The sequence below is a fragment of the Scandinavium sp. UTDF21-P1B genome (genome assembly GCF_040750395.1).
In the GTDB taxonomy this organism is placed as follows: Bacteria; Pseudomonadota; Gammaproteobacteria; order Enterobacterales; family Enterobacteriaceae; genus Scandinavium.
Genome location: NZ_JBFLVD010000006.1, coordinates 73956 through 90313, shown reverse-complemented (window position 1 = coordinate 90313; position 16358 = coordinate 73956). Strand labels below are relative to the sequence as shown.

The window sequence follows — 16358 nt, the reverse complement described above, 5'->3', positions numbered from 1 at the left end:
AACCTCAAACGACTTTATTAACCGCTAAATACGTAACCGTTGCCGGTATTGCGTAACACCCACACGCGCCCGTAATGGTTGTACCATCCGGCGCGATGACCCGCGTCAGGGCCAATGCCCTGATAAATATCGAAGTGCTGGCCTTTGATCGCCCCGCCAACGTCCAGCGCAACCATCAAACGCAGCTCATACTGACCGTTGAATTTACCGTTGTTGTCCAGCTGCGGGACTTCTGCCAGCAGCGTGGTACCCGGTGGGATAATGCTCTTGTCAGAGGCAACCGACGCGCGACCAATCAGCGGCACCGCGCTCGCCCCTTTCACCGGCGCGAAAGATTGTGGCTTAAAGAAAACGAACGACTGGTTCTCCTCAAGCAAGGCACGTACCTCTGCTTCGCTATGGGTTTCACCCCAGTGGCGAATGACCTGCATCGACATATCTTCTTTCTTATATTCCCCGCGATCGACCAGCACCTTGCCGATGCTGCGGTACGGCCAGCCATTTTTCCCGGCGTAGCTGAAGAAGTTCAGCGGCGTGCCGTCGCCAAAATCGATATAGCCGCTGCCCTGCACGTCCATGATGAAGTTATCCATCAGAGAGTTGCTGTAAGCCAGAATGTAGTTGTCGCTCAGCGCCCCGGCATAAATCTCCGCACGGGAAGGCAGACGGCCGCGCTTAGGTGGCATACGGTAGATTGGGTACTGAAATGCACCCTGACGTGTATGACGTGCTTCAATCACCGGCGTGTAATAGCCCGTGAATTGCACGTTGCCGTAGTTATCTGCCCCCTGCATCTGCCACGCATCAAGCCCGTACTGCTTTAAGGTGCGGGTATCTCCTCCGGACTGCAGCCACTGCTGAACGGCGGCAAAGACGTTGCTCTGATTGCCATACAGTCGCGGGGAGGCATTGCGAATTTCATTCACCTGCTGAGCGAAGTCACCGGCGTTAATCGGCGCGCCCACGGCGTCCGGCTGGTTCACCAGAGAAAAAGGCTGGCTGAACTTTCCGTCATTATATTGTTGACCGCGATCGGTCGGTTTGGAGGAACAGGCGGCGAGCAGCGTCATCAGCGCGCCTGTTGCCAGAATTTTAGCCCAACGTCCTTTCATGGTATCTCGTCTTCTTTCTTATGCCGAATGCGGGATGAAGATAACAAACCGCCAGGGGTATTGAAATGTGATAACGTGCCACAGGCCCTATTTTGCGCAAAAAATCACCTATGCGTTTTGTTTTTACCCACTCTTTGATATTTATGCTAAAAAGGGGTTGCATCAAATCCAGACCCGCGTATAGTGCGCATCCACGGACGCGGGATGGAGCAGCCTGGTAGCTCGTCGGGCTCATAACCCGAAGGTCGTCGGTTCAAATCCGGCTCCCGCAACCAATTAAAATATGAAGTAAAAGGTTTACCTGATGGAAGGGTAAACAGACGGACGCGGGGTGGAGCAGCCTGGTAGCTCGTCGGGCTCATAACCCGAAGGTCGTCGGTTCAAATCCGGCCCCCGCAACCAATAAAATATGAAGTATCAAGTTTATCTTATAGAGATAAGCGCTCAGGCGCGGGATGGAGCAGCCTGGTAGCTCGTCGGGCTCATAACCCGAAGGTCGTCGGTTCAAATCCGGCTCCCGCAACCACTTCATAAAACACTAAGCACCTTAACGGGTGTTTTTTTGTATCTGAAATCTGTAATCCAGCCAAAAAAATGACGCTTTTCAGCGCCATTCCTTTGTTTCCTGCCGTTTCAACTGAGGCGCGCGAGGGTTGCCCTATCGGCGAAGTAGGCCTTAATTCCCGCCAGAATCGACTCTGCGACTTCCTGCTGGAAGGTTGCCGTTTTCAGTTTTCGTTCTTCTTCCACGTTACTGATAAACGCGGTTTCCACCAGAATAGACGGGATATCCGGCGCTTTCAGTACCGCAAATCCGGCCTGTTCAACCCGGTTTTTGTGCAGATCGTTGATCTTACCGAGCTTGCCCAGCACCGCCTTACCGAATTTCAGGCTGTCGTTAATCGTCAACGACTGCACCATATCGAACATGGTGTGATCGACGTATCTGTCACCGCTCTTGCTGACGCCGCCGATCAGATCGGAGGCGTTCTGAGTCTGCGCCAGATATTTTGCTGCAGTGCTGGTCGCACCTTTGGTCGAGAGCGCAAACACCGAAGAACCGCTTGGCTGACGGCTGGTGAAGGCATCTGCATGAATGGAAACGAACAGGTCAGCACGCTGTTTCTGCGCCTTTACAACGCGTACTTTCAACGGAATAAAGATGTCTTCATTGCGCGTCATGTAGGCCTTCATATTGGCCTCTTTGTCGATGAGCGCCTTCAGGCGGCGGGCGATTTGCAGCACCACGTCTTTCTCACGCGTCTTGTATTTTCCCACCGCGCCGGAGTCTTCACCGCCGTGGCCCGGGTCAAGCATAATGACAATCGGCCTGTCGCGCCCGGCTTTGCCCGGCTGTGGACCACTCTGGGCCGGAGGAACCTGTTTATCCAGGTCACCTTTGTTGTAATCCTCAAGCAGCGCCAGCAGCGGATCCTGCACTTCCGTCGCGGTCGACGGGTAAAGATCCATCACCAGGCGTTCTTTAAAGCCTGCTACCGGCGCCAGCGCAAACAGCTGCGGCCGGACGTTTTGCTTGAGCTCGAAGACCATCCGCACCGTCTGCGGGTCAAACTGCCCGACGCGGGCGGACTTGATGTAAGGATCGTCACTACGAATCTGACCGCCCATGCCCTTAAGCACGGAATTGAGGTTCACCCCCTGGAGATCGACCACCAGCCGCTCAGGATTGCTCAACGCAAACTGTTTGTATTTCAGCTCGTGGCTGGATTCCAGCGTCACGCGCGTATAAGTCGACGAAGGCCAGACGCGTACGGCGACCACCCGGCTTTCAGCGGCAAGCCCCACCTGGCTTACGCTGAGTAACCACATTGCCCCGGCCCCTTTTAACAGGCCGCGACGCGTTATTCCTGACTGACTTCCCGACATGCTTCTCCCAGGCAAAAAAAATCGATTTAGCAAAGTAAACGGCTGGTTTGACCGAAAACTTTAACCAAAGGCGCATAAACTGTCATCTATAAAAGGGTAAACAATCCTGTTTAAATCCGATTTCTCGCATGCTTTATCAAGCCATTGGTTGAAATTGCTGCTTGCGTCCGGAAGAAAAACAGAATAAAAATACAATAATTACGAATAATCATGCATAGAGGTTGTACTGTGGTGAAGGAACGTAAAACCGAACTGGTTGAGGGATTTCGTCATTCTGTTCCCTACATTAACGCCCACCGCGGCAAGACGTTTGTCATCATGCTTGGTGGTGAAGCCATTGAGCATGAAAATTTCTCAAGCATTGTCAATGATATAGGCTTACTACACAGTCTGGGCATTCGCCTGGTACTGGTGTATGGTGCCCGCCCGCAGATTGACGCCAATCTGGCACAGCATCATCACGAGCCGCTGTACCACAAAAATACCCGAGTGACTGACGCCAAAACCCTCGACCTGGTGAAGCAGGCCGCCGGGATGCTGCAACTCGACATCACCGCCCGTTTGTCAATGAGCCTCAACAACACGCCGTTGCAGGGCGCGCATATCAACGTCGTCAGCGGTAATTTCATTATCGCGCAGCCGCTGGGCGTCGATGACGGCATTGATTACTGTCACAGCGGGCGTATTCGCCGCATTGACGAAGAAGCCATTCATCGCCAGCTCGACAGCGGCGCCATCGTGCTGATGGGCCCGGTGGCCGTCTCCGTGACCGGGGAAAGCTTCAACCTGACCTCGGAAGAAATTGCCACACAGCTCGCCATCAAGCTGAAAGCGGAAAAAATGATCGGCTTTTGCTCCTCGCAGGGCGTACTGAATGCCGAAGGCGAGATAATCTCTGAACTGTTCCCGAACGAAGCGCAGGCGCGTGTTGAAGCTCTGGAAACGGAAGGCGACTATTACTCCGGTACGGTACGTTTCCTGCGCGGCGCGGTGAAGGCCTGCCGCAGCGGCGTTCGTCGTTGTCACCTCATCAGCTACCAGGAAAACGGTGCGCTGCTGCAGGAGCTCTTCTCCCGCGACGGCATCGGTACGCAGATTGTGATGGAAAGCGCCGAGCAAATTCGTCGCGCCACCATCAACGACATCGGCGGGATCCTCGAGCTTATCGAGCCCCTGGAGCAACAGGGCATTCTGGTGCGTCGTTCGCGCGAGCAGCTCGAAATGGAAATCGACAAGTTCACGGTTATTCAGCGCGATAACACCACCATCGCCTGCGCCGCACTCTATCCTTTTCCGGAAGAACGCATCGGCGAGATGGCCTGCGTGGCGGTCCATCCCGACTATCGCAGCTCGTCGCGCGGTGAAGTGCTGCTGGAGCGCGTTGCCGCTCAGGCCCGGCAGATGGGGCTCAGTAAGCTGTTTGTCCTGACCACCCGCAGCATTCACTGGTTCCAGGAGCGCGGATTCACGCCTGTCGAAGTGGATTTGCTGCCGGAGAGTAAAAAAGAGATGTACAACTATCAGCGCCGTTCGAAGGTGCTGATGGCGGATTTAACCTGACGAATGAGCTGCCGGGCGGCAATGGGTTTGCCCGGCCTACATTCTGGCAAATAACGCCGCCAGCCCGCTTCGCCGCTCGGTCCTTACCGTAATCGCTTTCGCCAGCAGTTTCTTATCCGCATACAGCGACAGCTGCTTTTTGGCACGCGTAATCGCGGTATAGACAAGCTCCCGCGTCACCAGCGGCACGCTTTGCGAAGGCAAAATCAGCGCCGCGTGGTTGAATTCCGAGCCCTGTGATTTATGCACCGTCATCGCCCAGGCGGTGTCGTGCTCCGGCAGGCGGCTCGGCTGCACGGATTTGATGCTGCCATCCGGCATCGGGAACCAGACGCGCAGCCCTGTGCCGCGATCTAACGCCACGCCGATATCCCCATTAAACAACCCGAGCGTGCTGTCGTTGCGGGCGATCATCACCGGTCGCCCTTCGTACCAGCGGGAATGCCGTGAAGGCGTAATACGCCTCTGGCGGGCGAGCGTTTGCTCCAGCTGTTCATTCACGCCACTGACGCCATACGGCCCTTCACGCAGCGCACAAAGCAGCTGATATTGCGAAAATGCGCCGAGAACGTCTGCCGGCTCAGCGCAAGCCTTCAACAGCGACAGATAATCTGCGTAACCCGCCACCGCAGCGTTGAGCATATCGTCATACTCTGCGGTGGTTTTCAGCGATTTGAGTTCGATGTCGGAAAAGCCCTCGGCAAAGACGGCGTTCATCGCCTGCGGATCGCCTGCATTCACCGCTTTTGCCAGCTGACCTATGCCGGAATCGCTGCCAAAGCGGTAGCTTTTTTGCAGCAGGCACAGGCTGTCGCGCAGCGCACCTGCCTGCGTACCTTCGCCTGCAGGAACCGGGAAGCCGGTGATTCGGCTTAGTTCCTGCGCCCTTGCTGGCGTATATCCGGCGTTAACCCAGGCACAGATATCGCCGAGCACCGCGCCGGCTTCAACCGAGGCCAGCTGATCGCGATCGCCCAGGAAAATCACCCTGGCGTGTTCAGGCAGCGCCGCAATCAACCGCGCCATCATCGGCAGGTCGATCATTGAGGCTTCATCCACGACCAGTACGTCGAGATGCAGCGGGTTGCCCGCGTGGTAGCGCAGGCGCTGACTGCCCGGCTGGGCACCCAGCAGACGGTGAAGCGTTCCTGCCTCCGCCGGCAGCCATTTCTTCTGTTCGTCGGTTAACGGCAGCTCTCGCAGGGCAGTACCTAACGATTCTGTCAGGCGTGCTGCCGCTTTGCCCGTCGGAGCCGCCAGCCGGATACGACATTTAGGCTGGGTATTGGTCTGGATCAGCGCCACCAGCAGTTTCGCAACCGTGGTCGTTTTCCCGGTGCCCGGACCGCCAGAAATCACAGAGATTCGTCTGGTTAACGCAACAGCTGCAGCCACCTTCTGCCAGTCGGTTTTACCTGAAGGCGGGAAAAGGGCACTTAGCGTTGTCGTCAGCAGCGCTTCATCTGTCGATACCAGAGGCCCGGCCTGGCTAAAGAATCGGGCAATGGCAGACTCGTTCTGCCACAGGCGATTAAGGTAGAGCCGCCCTTCGCTCAGCACCAGCGGCGTCGCTTCTGTGCCATCGCTGACGGCAGGGGACACCCGTAGCAGCGATTCAATATTGTCCACCGGACCTGCCAACGCAAACAGCTGTTGCCAGAGCGCCTGCGCCCGGTCCGGGGCCTGCTCATCGGGCTGAAAGTGAGACAGCGGCAGGCAAACGTGTCCTTCTCCCGCATCCCGACTAAGTAACGCTGCCGCCAGCAGGACGGCGGGGTTATCGTGCTCTGCAACCATCAGGGCAAACTGAACATCTAACGGGCGCAGCAGCTTTTGTTGAGCGGCTTCCATCAGCAGGGTCTTCATGTTCATCCTTTCACCTCCTGTGCATCGCCCGCGAACAGCTTGTCCATACCATCGATTAGGGCTTTATCGGGCCTCGTGGCATACATGCCCTGCCCGCTTTCTCCCCCATCCACGCCGCGTAAAAACAGATAAATCACGCCGCCAAAGTGCGCATCATAGTCATAATCCCGCAGCCGGTGGCGCAAATAGCGGTGGAGCGCAAGGCTGTAAAGCTGGTACTGCAAATCATAGCGGTGCGACTGCATCGCCTGCGCCATCGCCGCCTGGGTGTAGGCTTCGCTGTTCTCCCCCAGCCAGTTCGATTTATAGTCCAGCAGGTAGTAGCGCCCATCGTGGCGGAACACGAGGTCGATAAAACCTTTCAGCATTCCGCTGACCTGGCGGAAATCAAGCGGCGGACAACCGGCGGATAACGCATCATACTGGCGAATCAGCGTATCCAGCTTCTGCGGTACCAGCAGCTGCTCTATCGGCAGATAAAACTCCATCTCAACCTGTTTGTCCCTGGCCGTCAGCTGACTCAGCGAGATCCCGGCACCTGACAGCGGCGTTTGCAGCACAACGCCCAGCCACTGGGTTAAAACGGGAGCCCATTTTGCCTCGAAGCCGTTACGTTCAAGCTGTTCCTGCATCCACATTTCAGACACGGGCTGAGTGAAGTCGATCTCTTCGAACAGGCTGTGCAGGAAGGTACCTGGCGATGCACCACGGGGGAAATGATGAGGCGTTAATTCGGCGTCTTCGATGACCTCCGCCACGCCCGCCGCGTCAATATCCAGACGCGGCAGCAAATCCTGCGCCACGCTATGACCGCGCTGCTGGAGACCGGAATAGCTGGTCACTCGCCAGTCGTCATTGATGCGACGCTGCATTTCCCGGGCGCACAGCTCCGGCATTTCAGGCGTGAGAGCCTGCCAGCGGCCCCCCTCGGGCAGTACGGCGATCTGCAAATCTACATGTTCATTACAAAGTTCGCGCAGGCAGGTCTCAAGCCCGGCGGCGTCTTTGGCCTCACCTTTTTGCACCAGGCGCCCCAGGGCACTGTGATGCAGTTCTGTGTCGGTCGCTTTATCACTCCGACGCGGGCTGAGCGGAGCAATACCCAGGCTGCAATGCCAGATTGCACGGGTCAACGCCACGTAGAGCAAACGCAAGTCTTCGGCCAGGCGTTCTGCCTCGGCGAGCTCCAGGCTCTCCTCGCCGTTGTGCAAATCAAGCACCGCGGCAAAGGAGCTGCGATCGTGATAGAACGCCTGATCCTGCTTACGATAGCGGGCAATAAACGGTAGCCAGACCAGCGAGTATTCCAGCCCTTTTGATTTATGCACCGTGACGATTTGCACCAGGTGCTTGTCGCTTTCCAGACGCATTTGTTGCCCGGAGGCGCCGCTGTTCGGATCGACAATCTGCTGTGCCAGCCAGCGCATTAGTGCGTGCTCACTTTCAAGCTGCCCGGCGGCTTCCTGGAGCAGCTCGCTGAGGTGCAGGATATCCGTCAGACGCCGCTCGCCGCCGTGGGTCGCCAGCAGGTTTTCCGCGATATTGCGGGCTGCCATCAGCGCCCGCAGCATCGCCATCACGCCGCGCTGCTGCCAGAGTTGGCGATACTGGCTGAACTCTTCCACCAGCGCATCCCACGCCAGCTCATCCAGGTTGAGCCCTTCAATATCCTGCGCATTCAGGCCGAAAAGTGAACTGGCCAGCGCGCTACGCAGGCTGCTTTCCCGCTCCGGCGCAAGCACCGCCTGCAGCAGCCACAGCAGCTCCTGCGCTTCAGGCGTTTCAAACACGCTGTCGCGGTTAGAGAGATAGACGGACGGAATGCCAAGTACATTCAGCGCATCGCGCACCAGCGCAGCTTCCTGGCGGTTACGCACCAGTACGGTGATATCCGAAGCCTGAACCGGACGAGCCTGTTCACCTCGCCAGAGCAGAGCATCGCCACGCTGCCCGGCGCTCAGCCAGTCGCGAATTTGACCCGCGCAGAGCTGCGCCATAAAAGCCTGATAATCTCCAGCCCCCACGCTATTGCCCGGCATCAGCCAGAAGCGCATCGCGGGCTGGCTCTCACCTTTGAGCTCAAAGCGTAACGTCTGATTTTTGGGGGCAGACTTTACAGGCAGAAAAGGGATATCACGGAACATGAAGGGGTTATCAGCAGTGCTGAACAGCTGATTGACGCTTTCCACCACGCCAGGTGCGGAGCGCCAGTTAGTATCAAGCGTGTAGTGCGCAGTCACATCGCTGCGGGCGCGCATATAGGTAAAAATATCTGCACCGCGGAAGGCGTAAATAGCCTGTTTCGGATCGCCAATCAGCAGCAGCGCGGTATCCGGCTGCTGTCGCCAGATGCGGCGGAAAATGCGGTACTGTTGCGGATCGGTGTCCTGAAATTCATCAATCATCGCCACCGGGAAACGCTGGCGGATCGCTGCGGCTAACGCCTCGCCGCTTTCACTCTGCAACGCCTGGTCCAGGCGACTGAGCATATCGTCAAAGCCCATCTCCCCGCGTCGCAGTTTCTCCCGGGCGACCGCCTCACGGATTTCAGTCATCGCCCTTGAAATCACAAGATCGTTCAGCGACGGCGGTGCGGCCAGGATCGCATCGATCGTCTCAAAAAGCGCATGCCGCGGCGGCTCGCCTCCCTCTTTGGTCCGGGAGATTAAAAAAGTCTGAGAAAATTTACCCAGATGCTCCGCAAGCTGATATCCGGCCTGTTCTTCTCGGGCCCAGTCGGTTACGGCATCCAGCCAGCGCCCCTGATTGGCCCGGTTGTATTTGTTTCGCTGAATGCCGGAGTTTTCGATGATCTCCGGCAGCTCGCCTGCGGCCGCAAGCCACTGGGCTTTTATGTCCGCGATTTGTGCCACAATTTGCTGATGCCGGGCGATCAGCGTCTCGTTTGACGGCGGCGATTTAAGCTGCGGAGCTTCGCCCTGAAGGTAGCGATCGATGGATTTCAGCAGTTCCTGAGGACCCATCCAGCTGGCGTGGATAGCCTCGGCCACCTCACGCGGCAGCGGGTAACAGTGACGCCGCCAGAAATCCGCACAGGCCTGAAAGCGCAGCCGGGACTCGTCTTCGATCAGTTGCTGTTCGAACAGCATGCCCGATTCAAAGGCATTGAGGCTCAGCATACGCTGGCAAAAGCCGTGGATGGTAAAGACGGCAGCTTCATCCATCTGGCGTTCGGCGAGCAAAAGCACTTCCGCAGCCTGTTCTTTGTTCGGGATTTCTTCCAGCAGGCTGGCATAAAGCGGATTATCGGTGCGGTTACGCAGGCAGGCGATGCGCAGTTCGTGAATATTGCTGCGGATACGGCCGCGCAGCTCTTCGGTGGCCGCTTCTGTGAAGGTCACCACCAGCAGTTCTTCAACGTCGACAGGACGGACAAAGGCGGCTTCGCCGCCCAGTCCAAGCAGCAGCCGCAAATAGAGTGCGGCGATAGTGTAGGTTTTTCCGGTGCCCGCTGAGGCTTCAATCAGGCGCTCACCCGTTAACGGCAAGCGCAGGGGATTTAAGGACTCGGCGGTCTCGGTCATTCGTTCTCTCTCATCAGCGGCATGGATTGCTGCAACGCGCTGACGCTTTCCCAGACCTTCCAGCCTTTCGGGTGAACATAGGTTGTTTTCCCGTTCTGGCTGCCGGAGACCTGAGAAAGGACGGTCATGCCCTGCGGCTCCACCACCGTCTGATGGAAGAAGTCAGCAAGCTTTTGCGGCGTCAGCAGTTTTATCTGAGCCACTACTTTATCACGTGAATCAAAGCGCATATTACCGCGATCGAAATCTTTGCTGAGCTTCGAGGCTTCATCACCCAGCGTTTGCGGCGGCTGCTGCATCTGCGCAATCACCGACTGCTGTATTTGCGCGAACTCTTCGGGCTTCATGGCCCGCAATTTGGCCTCAGCCGTCGGGAAGAATGCCTTAAAGCGCTGCCAGAGGAAATCCGGCTGCTTGTCGCTGCTCTGCAACAGGAAACCGACGCCCCACTGGCGGCCAATGTTCATCGGGAAGGCAAATACCGCATAGCCCAGTTGCTCTTCGGTGCGCAGCTGATTGTAGAACCACGGCTGGATAATTTGACCAAGCATGGCGCTGGCGGCGGAGCTACTGAATTCATCGGCTTTGGCCGGGGCGAATACCGCAGCAAGCGCGGAGTCGCTGGTGTTTCCTGCTTTTTCGAAGATGGCATTCTGATTTTTATCCACCACCACGTCTTTATTGCGGCACCACTCGCTGCCGTGCGCATGAAGCTGATTCTGAACTTTTCGCGCCAGAGCCACAGAATTTTCGGCCGTCATATTACCCACCACCAGGAATTCCGGACGCGCACCGGCTTTCAGCTCATCACGCCAGGCCAGCACGTCTTTCAGGGTGATCGACGGCAACAGGTCACGGCGCACTTCACGCTGGAAATAAGGCACCTGAGACAGCATCTGAATCGGCATGATAGCCTGATCGAACGCTTTGCCCTTCTCGGCGGAATCCAGCATTTGCGCATACCAGGATTTCGCCTGCGCGAGCTGCTCTTCGGTTGGCTGATAGCTGAAATAGCCCTGGAGCAGTGCGTCAAAGAGCTGCGGCAGACGCTGGGTATAGCCGCTGGCGTTGACCATCAGACCATTGTTGGCCCCGGTGGAGAAGCTGATACCGCCTACAGCGGCCTGATTGCTTAACTGGTCAAGCGCTATCCCTGCCAGATAATCATTCAGCGCGAAAATGACCTGATTGCGTGCACTGTCCATCGCGTGAGGGTTGCGCAGTACTAACGTCACGTCAGCCTTAGGCTCGCTGGCAAAGTAACGGCTCGGCGTGTACACAACGCGCAGCTGTGGCTCATCGACGATAAGCTGCGGCTTGTCGCTGACTTTTTCAGGCTTAATCAGGGAGAAATCATCCGGAATGTACGGGTTCAGCGTTGGCAGCTGCAGGGCAATTTTGGCCGATTCCTGCTGCCACTGGCTGAAGGTCTGCGGGCTGATTTTATCCACCTGATAAGGCGCATCCACGAAATAGGCCGTTTTGTTATGCGGCTCGTTCGGGCTGATGTACCAGATACGCGCATTTTGCGGGGTCATCATTGCCAGCCGATCGTTAATCGCTTTCTCATCGTACCGATCGGCAATATTCACCGCATCGAGCGTGTGTTCCACCGGCACGCGAATCATGGTGTCCGCCAGCCATTCGACGTAATCCATATCCCGGTTGATGGACGGGTAGCGGAAATCGAGATCCAGCACGTGCGCCAGCTCATCGAAATAGCGTTTATCCACGCCCTTTTCGCGCAGCAAATTGAGGTAGCTGAATATCGCAGCTACAACCTGGTCGCGGTTCGCCAGCCCTTTATCGGTCAGGGTGGCAGAAATTGCCAGTACGCCGCTGTTACCGTTCACTATCGGGTCAGAGTCGGCGCGAATCCCCTCGGCCAGCCCCTGATTTTGCAGCCAGTCAGACAAGGTTCCCGGGCTACGGTTGCCAATCAGGTACGTCACCAGTTCATCGGTTTTGCTGCGGAACTGGGCGGTGTTGTTATCAATACGAAACTCCACGCGCAGCACTTTGCGAGGCACAGCAGGCGTGTAGTGAATGATGATGCCTTTCTGCGCGTCAGTCACAACCGGCACGGTAATTTCAGGGCGAGTGATATTTTTATCAGACACGCGGCCCCAGGTTTTTGCGGCCATTTTAGCCAGCTCCGGCAGGGGCTTGTTGCTGTAGATAACCGCCTTCATCAGGTTGGCTGAATAATACTTGTCACGGAATGCGAGTAGCGCGTCCAGCACCGGGCTGCCCGGTTTGTCGCTCAGCGTTTCGAGGTTACCGCCGGAGAAGCGAGCGCCAGGGTGCGCCGGGTTAATGGTTTCGGCGCTGACCTGAGCCATGCGCATCCCATCACGACTACGGGCCATGGTCAGTTCGGAGTTTACGGCGTTTCGTTCGCGGTCAGCGTACTTTTTATCGAGCAGCGGCTCAGCAATCGCATCGGCCAGGCGATCGACAGCGCCTTCCAGCGCGTCGTTTTCCACTTCAAGGTAGAAAGCCGTGCGGTACGGGGCGGTACTGGCGTTGTGGCTACCGCCGTGCATTTTGAGGTATTCGGCGAGGCTGTCCGGCTGCGGGTACTTTTTAGACCCCATCAGCGTCATATGCTCGAGGAAATGCGCGAGACCCGGATGAGAATCAGGATCCTCAAGTGAGCCGACGGGCACCACCAGCGCAGAGAGTGATTTTACCGCCTGCGGATCGGACACCAGCAGCACGACCATGCCGTTATCAAGCTTGATCGCCTGATACTGACGCGGATCTTTCTCACTTTTACGGATGGTTTCTTTTACCGGTTGCCAGCCTTCATCGGCCTGGCTTATGGGCGCCCAGAGGGCGAACAATACGATAAATACAACATTCAACCAGGTGCTGCGGGGCATTCACGGACCTCATCATTAACAAACTTCTGTGCTGCTCTGTATGGCAGCCTCACTTATAAACATCAGTCCGTGATACGTCGCGCATGATAATGGAATCCGGATATCTGCGCAATTTTTAAACAATCCTTATGACTGATGGAAGCGAAAAACGGGCTGCAGATAACGTTCTGCCTGCCTGAGGATCGCCTCAACGCTTTCGGGCTCAAGGGTGCGCCAAAGTCGCTGATACCAGACGTCATCCCCTTCACCCCGTATGACCTGGTTCCCTTCCCAGGCCTGCATAAATTTGCTACGGGCTTTTTGCTGCGTTTCGTCATCCCATAAAATGACATTATTTTCGCGGTCATAACAAGCCTTGAGCCACGCCCCCCCACTTTCAGGTAGCAGCAACAGCGGCTGTGACATGCCTTCCCGATAGCCTGCGACCAGATCCGCCAGGTACGCCATCGCTTCCTGTTCGGCAAGCGGCGGGAAACGCCACTCCCCTTCTTTACGCAGCAGCAAACGGCTTTCTCCTTTTCCACCGCTGGCACAATAGACCAGATGCTCAAGCCAAAGTTGCATTCCCTGAGAGACCTTCTGCATTGACGGACGCCAGCGCAGCAGCCCGTCCGACTGTACCTGTGTGAGCCAGCCAGTAATATTGACCCCGTCACACTGCAAATCAATTTCCAGACTTTTTGCAGGCTGGCGGCAGGCGTTCACCCTGTCGGCCAGCGCCTGCATCTCGCCTCGCTGGTCGTCCCAGGCAATATCGCCAAACGCCCCGTACGGCAGCTCTCCCCCGGCGCGAAAACGCCGGTACATCAGGCCAGCATCGCGATCTTCGACCAGCGTATTCACCAGTTGCTGATTGAGCTGGTAGCGGGTTAATCCATCAAGCGTAAACGGCTCGGTTTCAGGAATGTCGCTCTCTTCAGTTCGGAAATTCACCTGTAAACGCATCTGGAAAAATGCCCTGACGGGGTGTGACCAGAAGCGTTGCAGCTGCTCAAAGGGGAGCGTTTCCAGAACCTGTGGCGGCAGCGGCTGGATAAAATCACTGTGGGCCTCGCCCTCCAGGCTCGCCGCTTTCAGCCATTCCCGGGCATAGCTTTGCCCTTCTCCGGGCAGGAAATTGGCCGCATCAAACGGCATCCGGCTGTGCTGATGCGTGATGTGCTGCTTAACGTGACGCTCGCTTTCATCGCAGTTGAGCGCTTCCTCGCCCTTCAGGCAATGGCTCTGACCAATGTAATCCACCAGTTCCTGCACCAGAACGGAAGGATAACGCTCGCTGTTGTCCTGAATGGAGCGACCAATATAGCTGATATAAAGTTTTTGCTCCGCCGACATCAGCGCTTCCAGGAACAGATAGCGGTCATCATCGCGGCGGCTGCGGTCGCCGCGCAGCGGCTTCTGGCTCATCAGATCAAACCCTAACGGCGCAAGCGCTCGCGGGTAAATACCATCGTTCATACCAAGCAGACAAACGACTTTGAAAGGAATAGAACGCATCGGCATGAGAGTACAAATGTTGACCGGCCCGGCCAGGAAACGCTGACTGATGCGCTCCTGATCCAGGCGCTGAGCCAGCTCATCGCGCAGCAGCGACAGCGGTACTGGAGCTGAGAAGTGCGATTCCAGGCCCTGATCGATAATGCCCTGCCACTGCTGCTCAATCAGCGCCAGTGCAGCTTCCGTATCGGTATCCGGCAGGAAGAAGTCGTTAAGCATTTCGCGGCAAACGGGCAGCCACTCAGTCAGCGGACGCTCTTCGGAAAGCCGATGCCGCCACTGATTGAGCATCATCAGCAGCGAAGCCAGGTAGCCCACCAGCTCGGCGATAAGCCCGCTGGATTCGTCATACGGCAGGATGGATTGCCATTCACCCTCGCTGCTTTCCATCGCATAGCCCAACAGCATTCGCGTGAGGCCAAAACGCCAGGTGTGCTGGCCTGTCGGCGGCAAATCCCATTCGCGGACGTTGTCATCGTCCATTCCCCAGCGCACGCCTGACTCATTCACCCACTGTCGCAGATACCGCAGCCCTTCTTCGTCAATATTGAAGCGCGCCGCCAGTACAGGAACATCCAGCAAGGCCAGCACATCTTCGCTGACAAAGCGGCTGTCTGGCAGTGAAAGTAGCGTGATAAACGCCTGCAGGGCGGGATGAGACTGTCTTGCCCGGCGATCTGAAATAGCCCAGGGGACATAACGCTCGCCGCTGGCGCTGCCGAACACGGCCTGAATAAACGGACTGTAGCTGTCGATATCCGACACCATCACGATGATATCGCGAGGAGAAAGACTGGGATCGTCCTCCAGCATTGCCAGCAAACGATCGTGCAAAACTTCCACTTCGCGCTGCGGGCTGTGGCAGACGTGAATACTCAGGCTGCGATCGTCAGGATCCAGCGTCCGCTTGCTGTTGCTATGGGCAAACTCATCGGCAGTACGTCCGGCTACCGCGCTGTTTTGCAGCTCAAGAATGTCATATTGCAGGTTGTGCAGCAGATTGTCGGGCTCAATATCAACGAAAGCATCAAGCTCCTGATAGCGTTCAAGCCCCGCCAGTAAATAGATATAGTCGCGTCCCAGCTTGCCCCAGGAGGCCAGCATCGGATTGCCTATATCCTGCTCGCCTTCGGCGTTAAACAGGGCCGGAGCCTGCTGGCTGTCCCGAAATAACGGCAGCTCTCGCTGTTCGCGGTGGTGTCGGCGCTGGCGTGCCAGTAGCTTCGCCAGGAATGCCGGATCTTTAATGTCGCCCCAGTAGTAACGGCATGGATTGGTGAACAGCACATAGACATCCACATGCTTACCCAACGCCTGCAGCGCCTGTAAATAAACCGGAGGCAGGGCCGAGATGCCGCAGATAAACACGCGGGAAGGCAAACCTTCAGGTGCCTGTTCACTCCCTTCCAGAGCGGAGATAAAGCGCTGATACAAATTGGCACGGTGCCATAACGGCTGACCCAGCGCCTGAGTGTGTTCCACCAACGCTTTCCACAATGGAGCCTGCCACAGCTGGGCATCGTCTATGCCTTCAACGCATTCATCGGCTTCCCAACGCGTGAGCCATTCCGGACGGTAAACCAGATACTGGTCGTACAGGTCGGCAATACGGGAGGCAAGCTGGAACAGCTTACGCTTATCGCTGTCGTCCGCCAGATAGTGGCGCAGCGGAGCAAAGGCGTCCTGTTCAAGCATCTCTGGCAGCAACGTCATAAGCTTCCAGCTCATGCTCTGTTTATTGAAAGCACTTTGTTCCGGGATGTCCGGCAACACGCGAACAAACATATCCCAGATAAAACTTGCCGGGAGCGGGAAGGTAATGTTGGCGGCAATCCCGAAACGCTTCGACAACGTCATCTGCAACCACTGCGCCATACCCGTACTTTGCACCAGCACCATTTCAGGTTCAAAAGGGTCACCAAGCCTGTCGTGCTCAACGATGAACTCCATCAATGCTTCCAGCACATCCAGACGGTTGGAGTGATAGACCCTTAACATAATTGCTC

The 16358-nt window shown here is 56.7% G+C and carries 7 protein-coding genes and 3 tRNA genes; 4 read left to right on the top strand and 6 right to left on the bottom strand.

From position 1 onward, the window contains the following. Window positions 1–17: 17 nt before the first annotated feature. The gene (gene mltA / locus AB1287_RS03245; protein WP_312629846.1) at window positions 18–1112 is read right to left on the bottom strand and encodes a murein transglycosylase A; all 1095 of its coding nucleotides are present in this window, start codon (window positions 1110–1112) and stop codon (window positions 18–20) included. A 198-nt stretch (window positions 1113–1310) separates the two neighbouring features. On the opposite strand from mltA, the gene AB1287_RS03240 reads away from it, so the two are divergent. From AB1287_RS03240 to AB1287_RS03230, 3 genes are all read left to right on the top strand, one after another. Then, a tRNA-Met gene (locus tag AB1287_RS03240) sits at window positions 1311–1387 on the top strand. Between the two features lie 50 nt (window positions 1388–1437). Beyond that, window positions 1438–1514, top strand: a tRNA-Met gene (locus AB1287_RS03235). Window positions 1515–1561: 47 nt separating this feature from the next. Beyond that, window positions 1562–1638 (top strand) — tRNA-Met (locus tag AB1287_RS03230). A 107-nt stretch (window positions 1639–1745) separates the two neighbouring features. Here the strand turns inward: AB1287_RS03230 and amiC are convergent. Further along, the gene (gene amiC, locus AB1287_RS03225) at window positions 1746–2999 is read right to left on the bottom strand and encodes an N-acetylmuramoyl-L-alanine amidase AmiC (protein WP_435616922.1); all 1254 of its coding nucleotides are present in this window, start codon (window positions 2997–2999) and stop codon (window positions 1746–1748) included. Between the two features lie 228 nt (window positions 3000–3227). Here amiC and argA point away from each other — a divergent pair, with 228 nt between their 5' ends. Beyond that, window positions 3228–4559 carry an amino-acid N-acetyltransferase gene (argA, locus tag AB1287_RS03220; protein ID WP_435616921.1) on the top strand — a complete coding sequence of 444 codons (1332 nt, stop codon included), beginning with the start codon at window positions 3228–3230 and terminating at the stop codon, window positions 4557–4559. Window positions 4560–4595: 36 nt separating this feature from the next. Here argA and recD read toward each other — a convergent pair whose 3' ends face one another. From recD to recC, 4 genes are all read right to left on the bottom strand, one after another. Further along, window positions 4596–6431, bottom strand: a complete 1836-nt coding sequence (gene recD, locus AB1287_RS03215; protein WP_435616920.1) for an exodeoxyribonuclease V subunit alpha — start codon at window positions 6429–6431, stop codon at window positions 4596–4598. Then, a complete protein-coding gene (gene recB / locus AB1287_RS03210; protein WP_435616919.1) occupies window positions 6428–9970 on the bottom strand; it encodes an exodeoxyribonuclease V subunit beta in 3543 nt (1180 codons plus the stop codon). Before recB ends, recD begins: the two co-directional genes overlap by 4 nt. Further along, on the bottom strand, window positions 9967–12855 hold the full coding sequence (gene ptrA, locus AB1287_RS03205) for a pitrilysin (protein WP_435616918.1): 2889 nt from the start codon (window positions 12853–12855) through the stop codon (window positions 9967–9969). Before ptrA ends, recB begins: the two co-directional genes overlap by 4 nt. A 126-nt stretch (window positions 12856–12981) precedes the next feature. Then, the gene (gene recC / locus AB1287_RS03200) at window positions 12982–16350 is read right to left on the bottom strand and encodes an exodeoxyribonuclease V subunit gamma (protein WP_435616917.1); all 3369 of its coding nucleotides are present in this window, start codon (window positions 16348–16350) and stop codon (window positions 12982–12984) included. Between the last annotated feature and the right edge of the window lie 8 nt (window positions 16351–16358).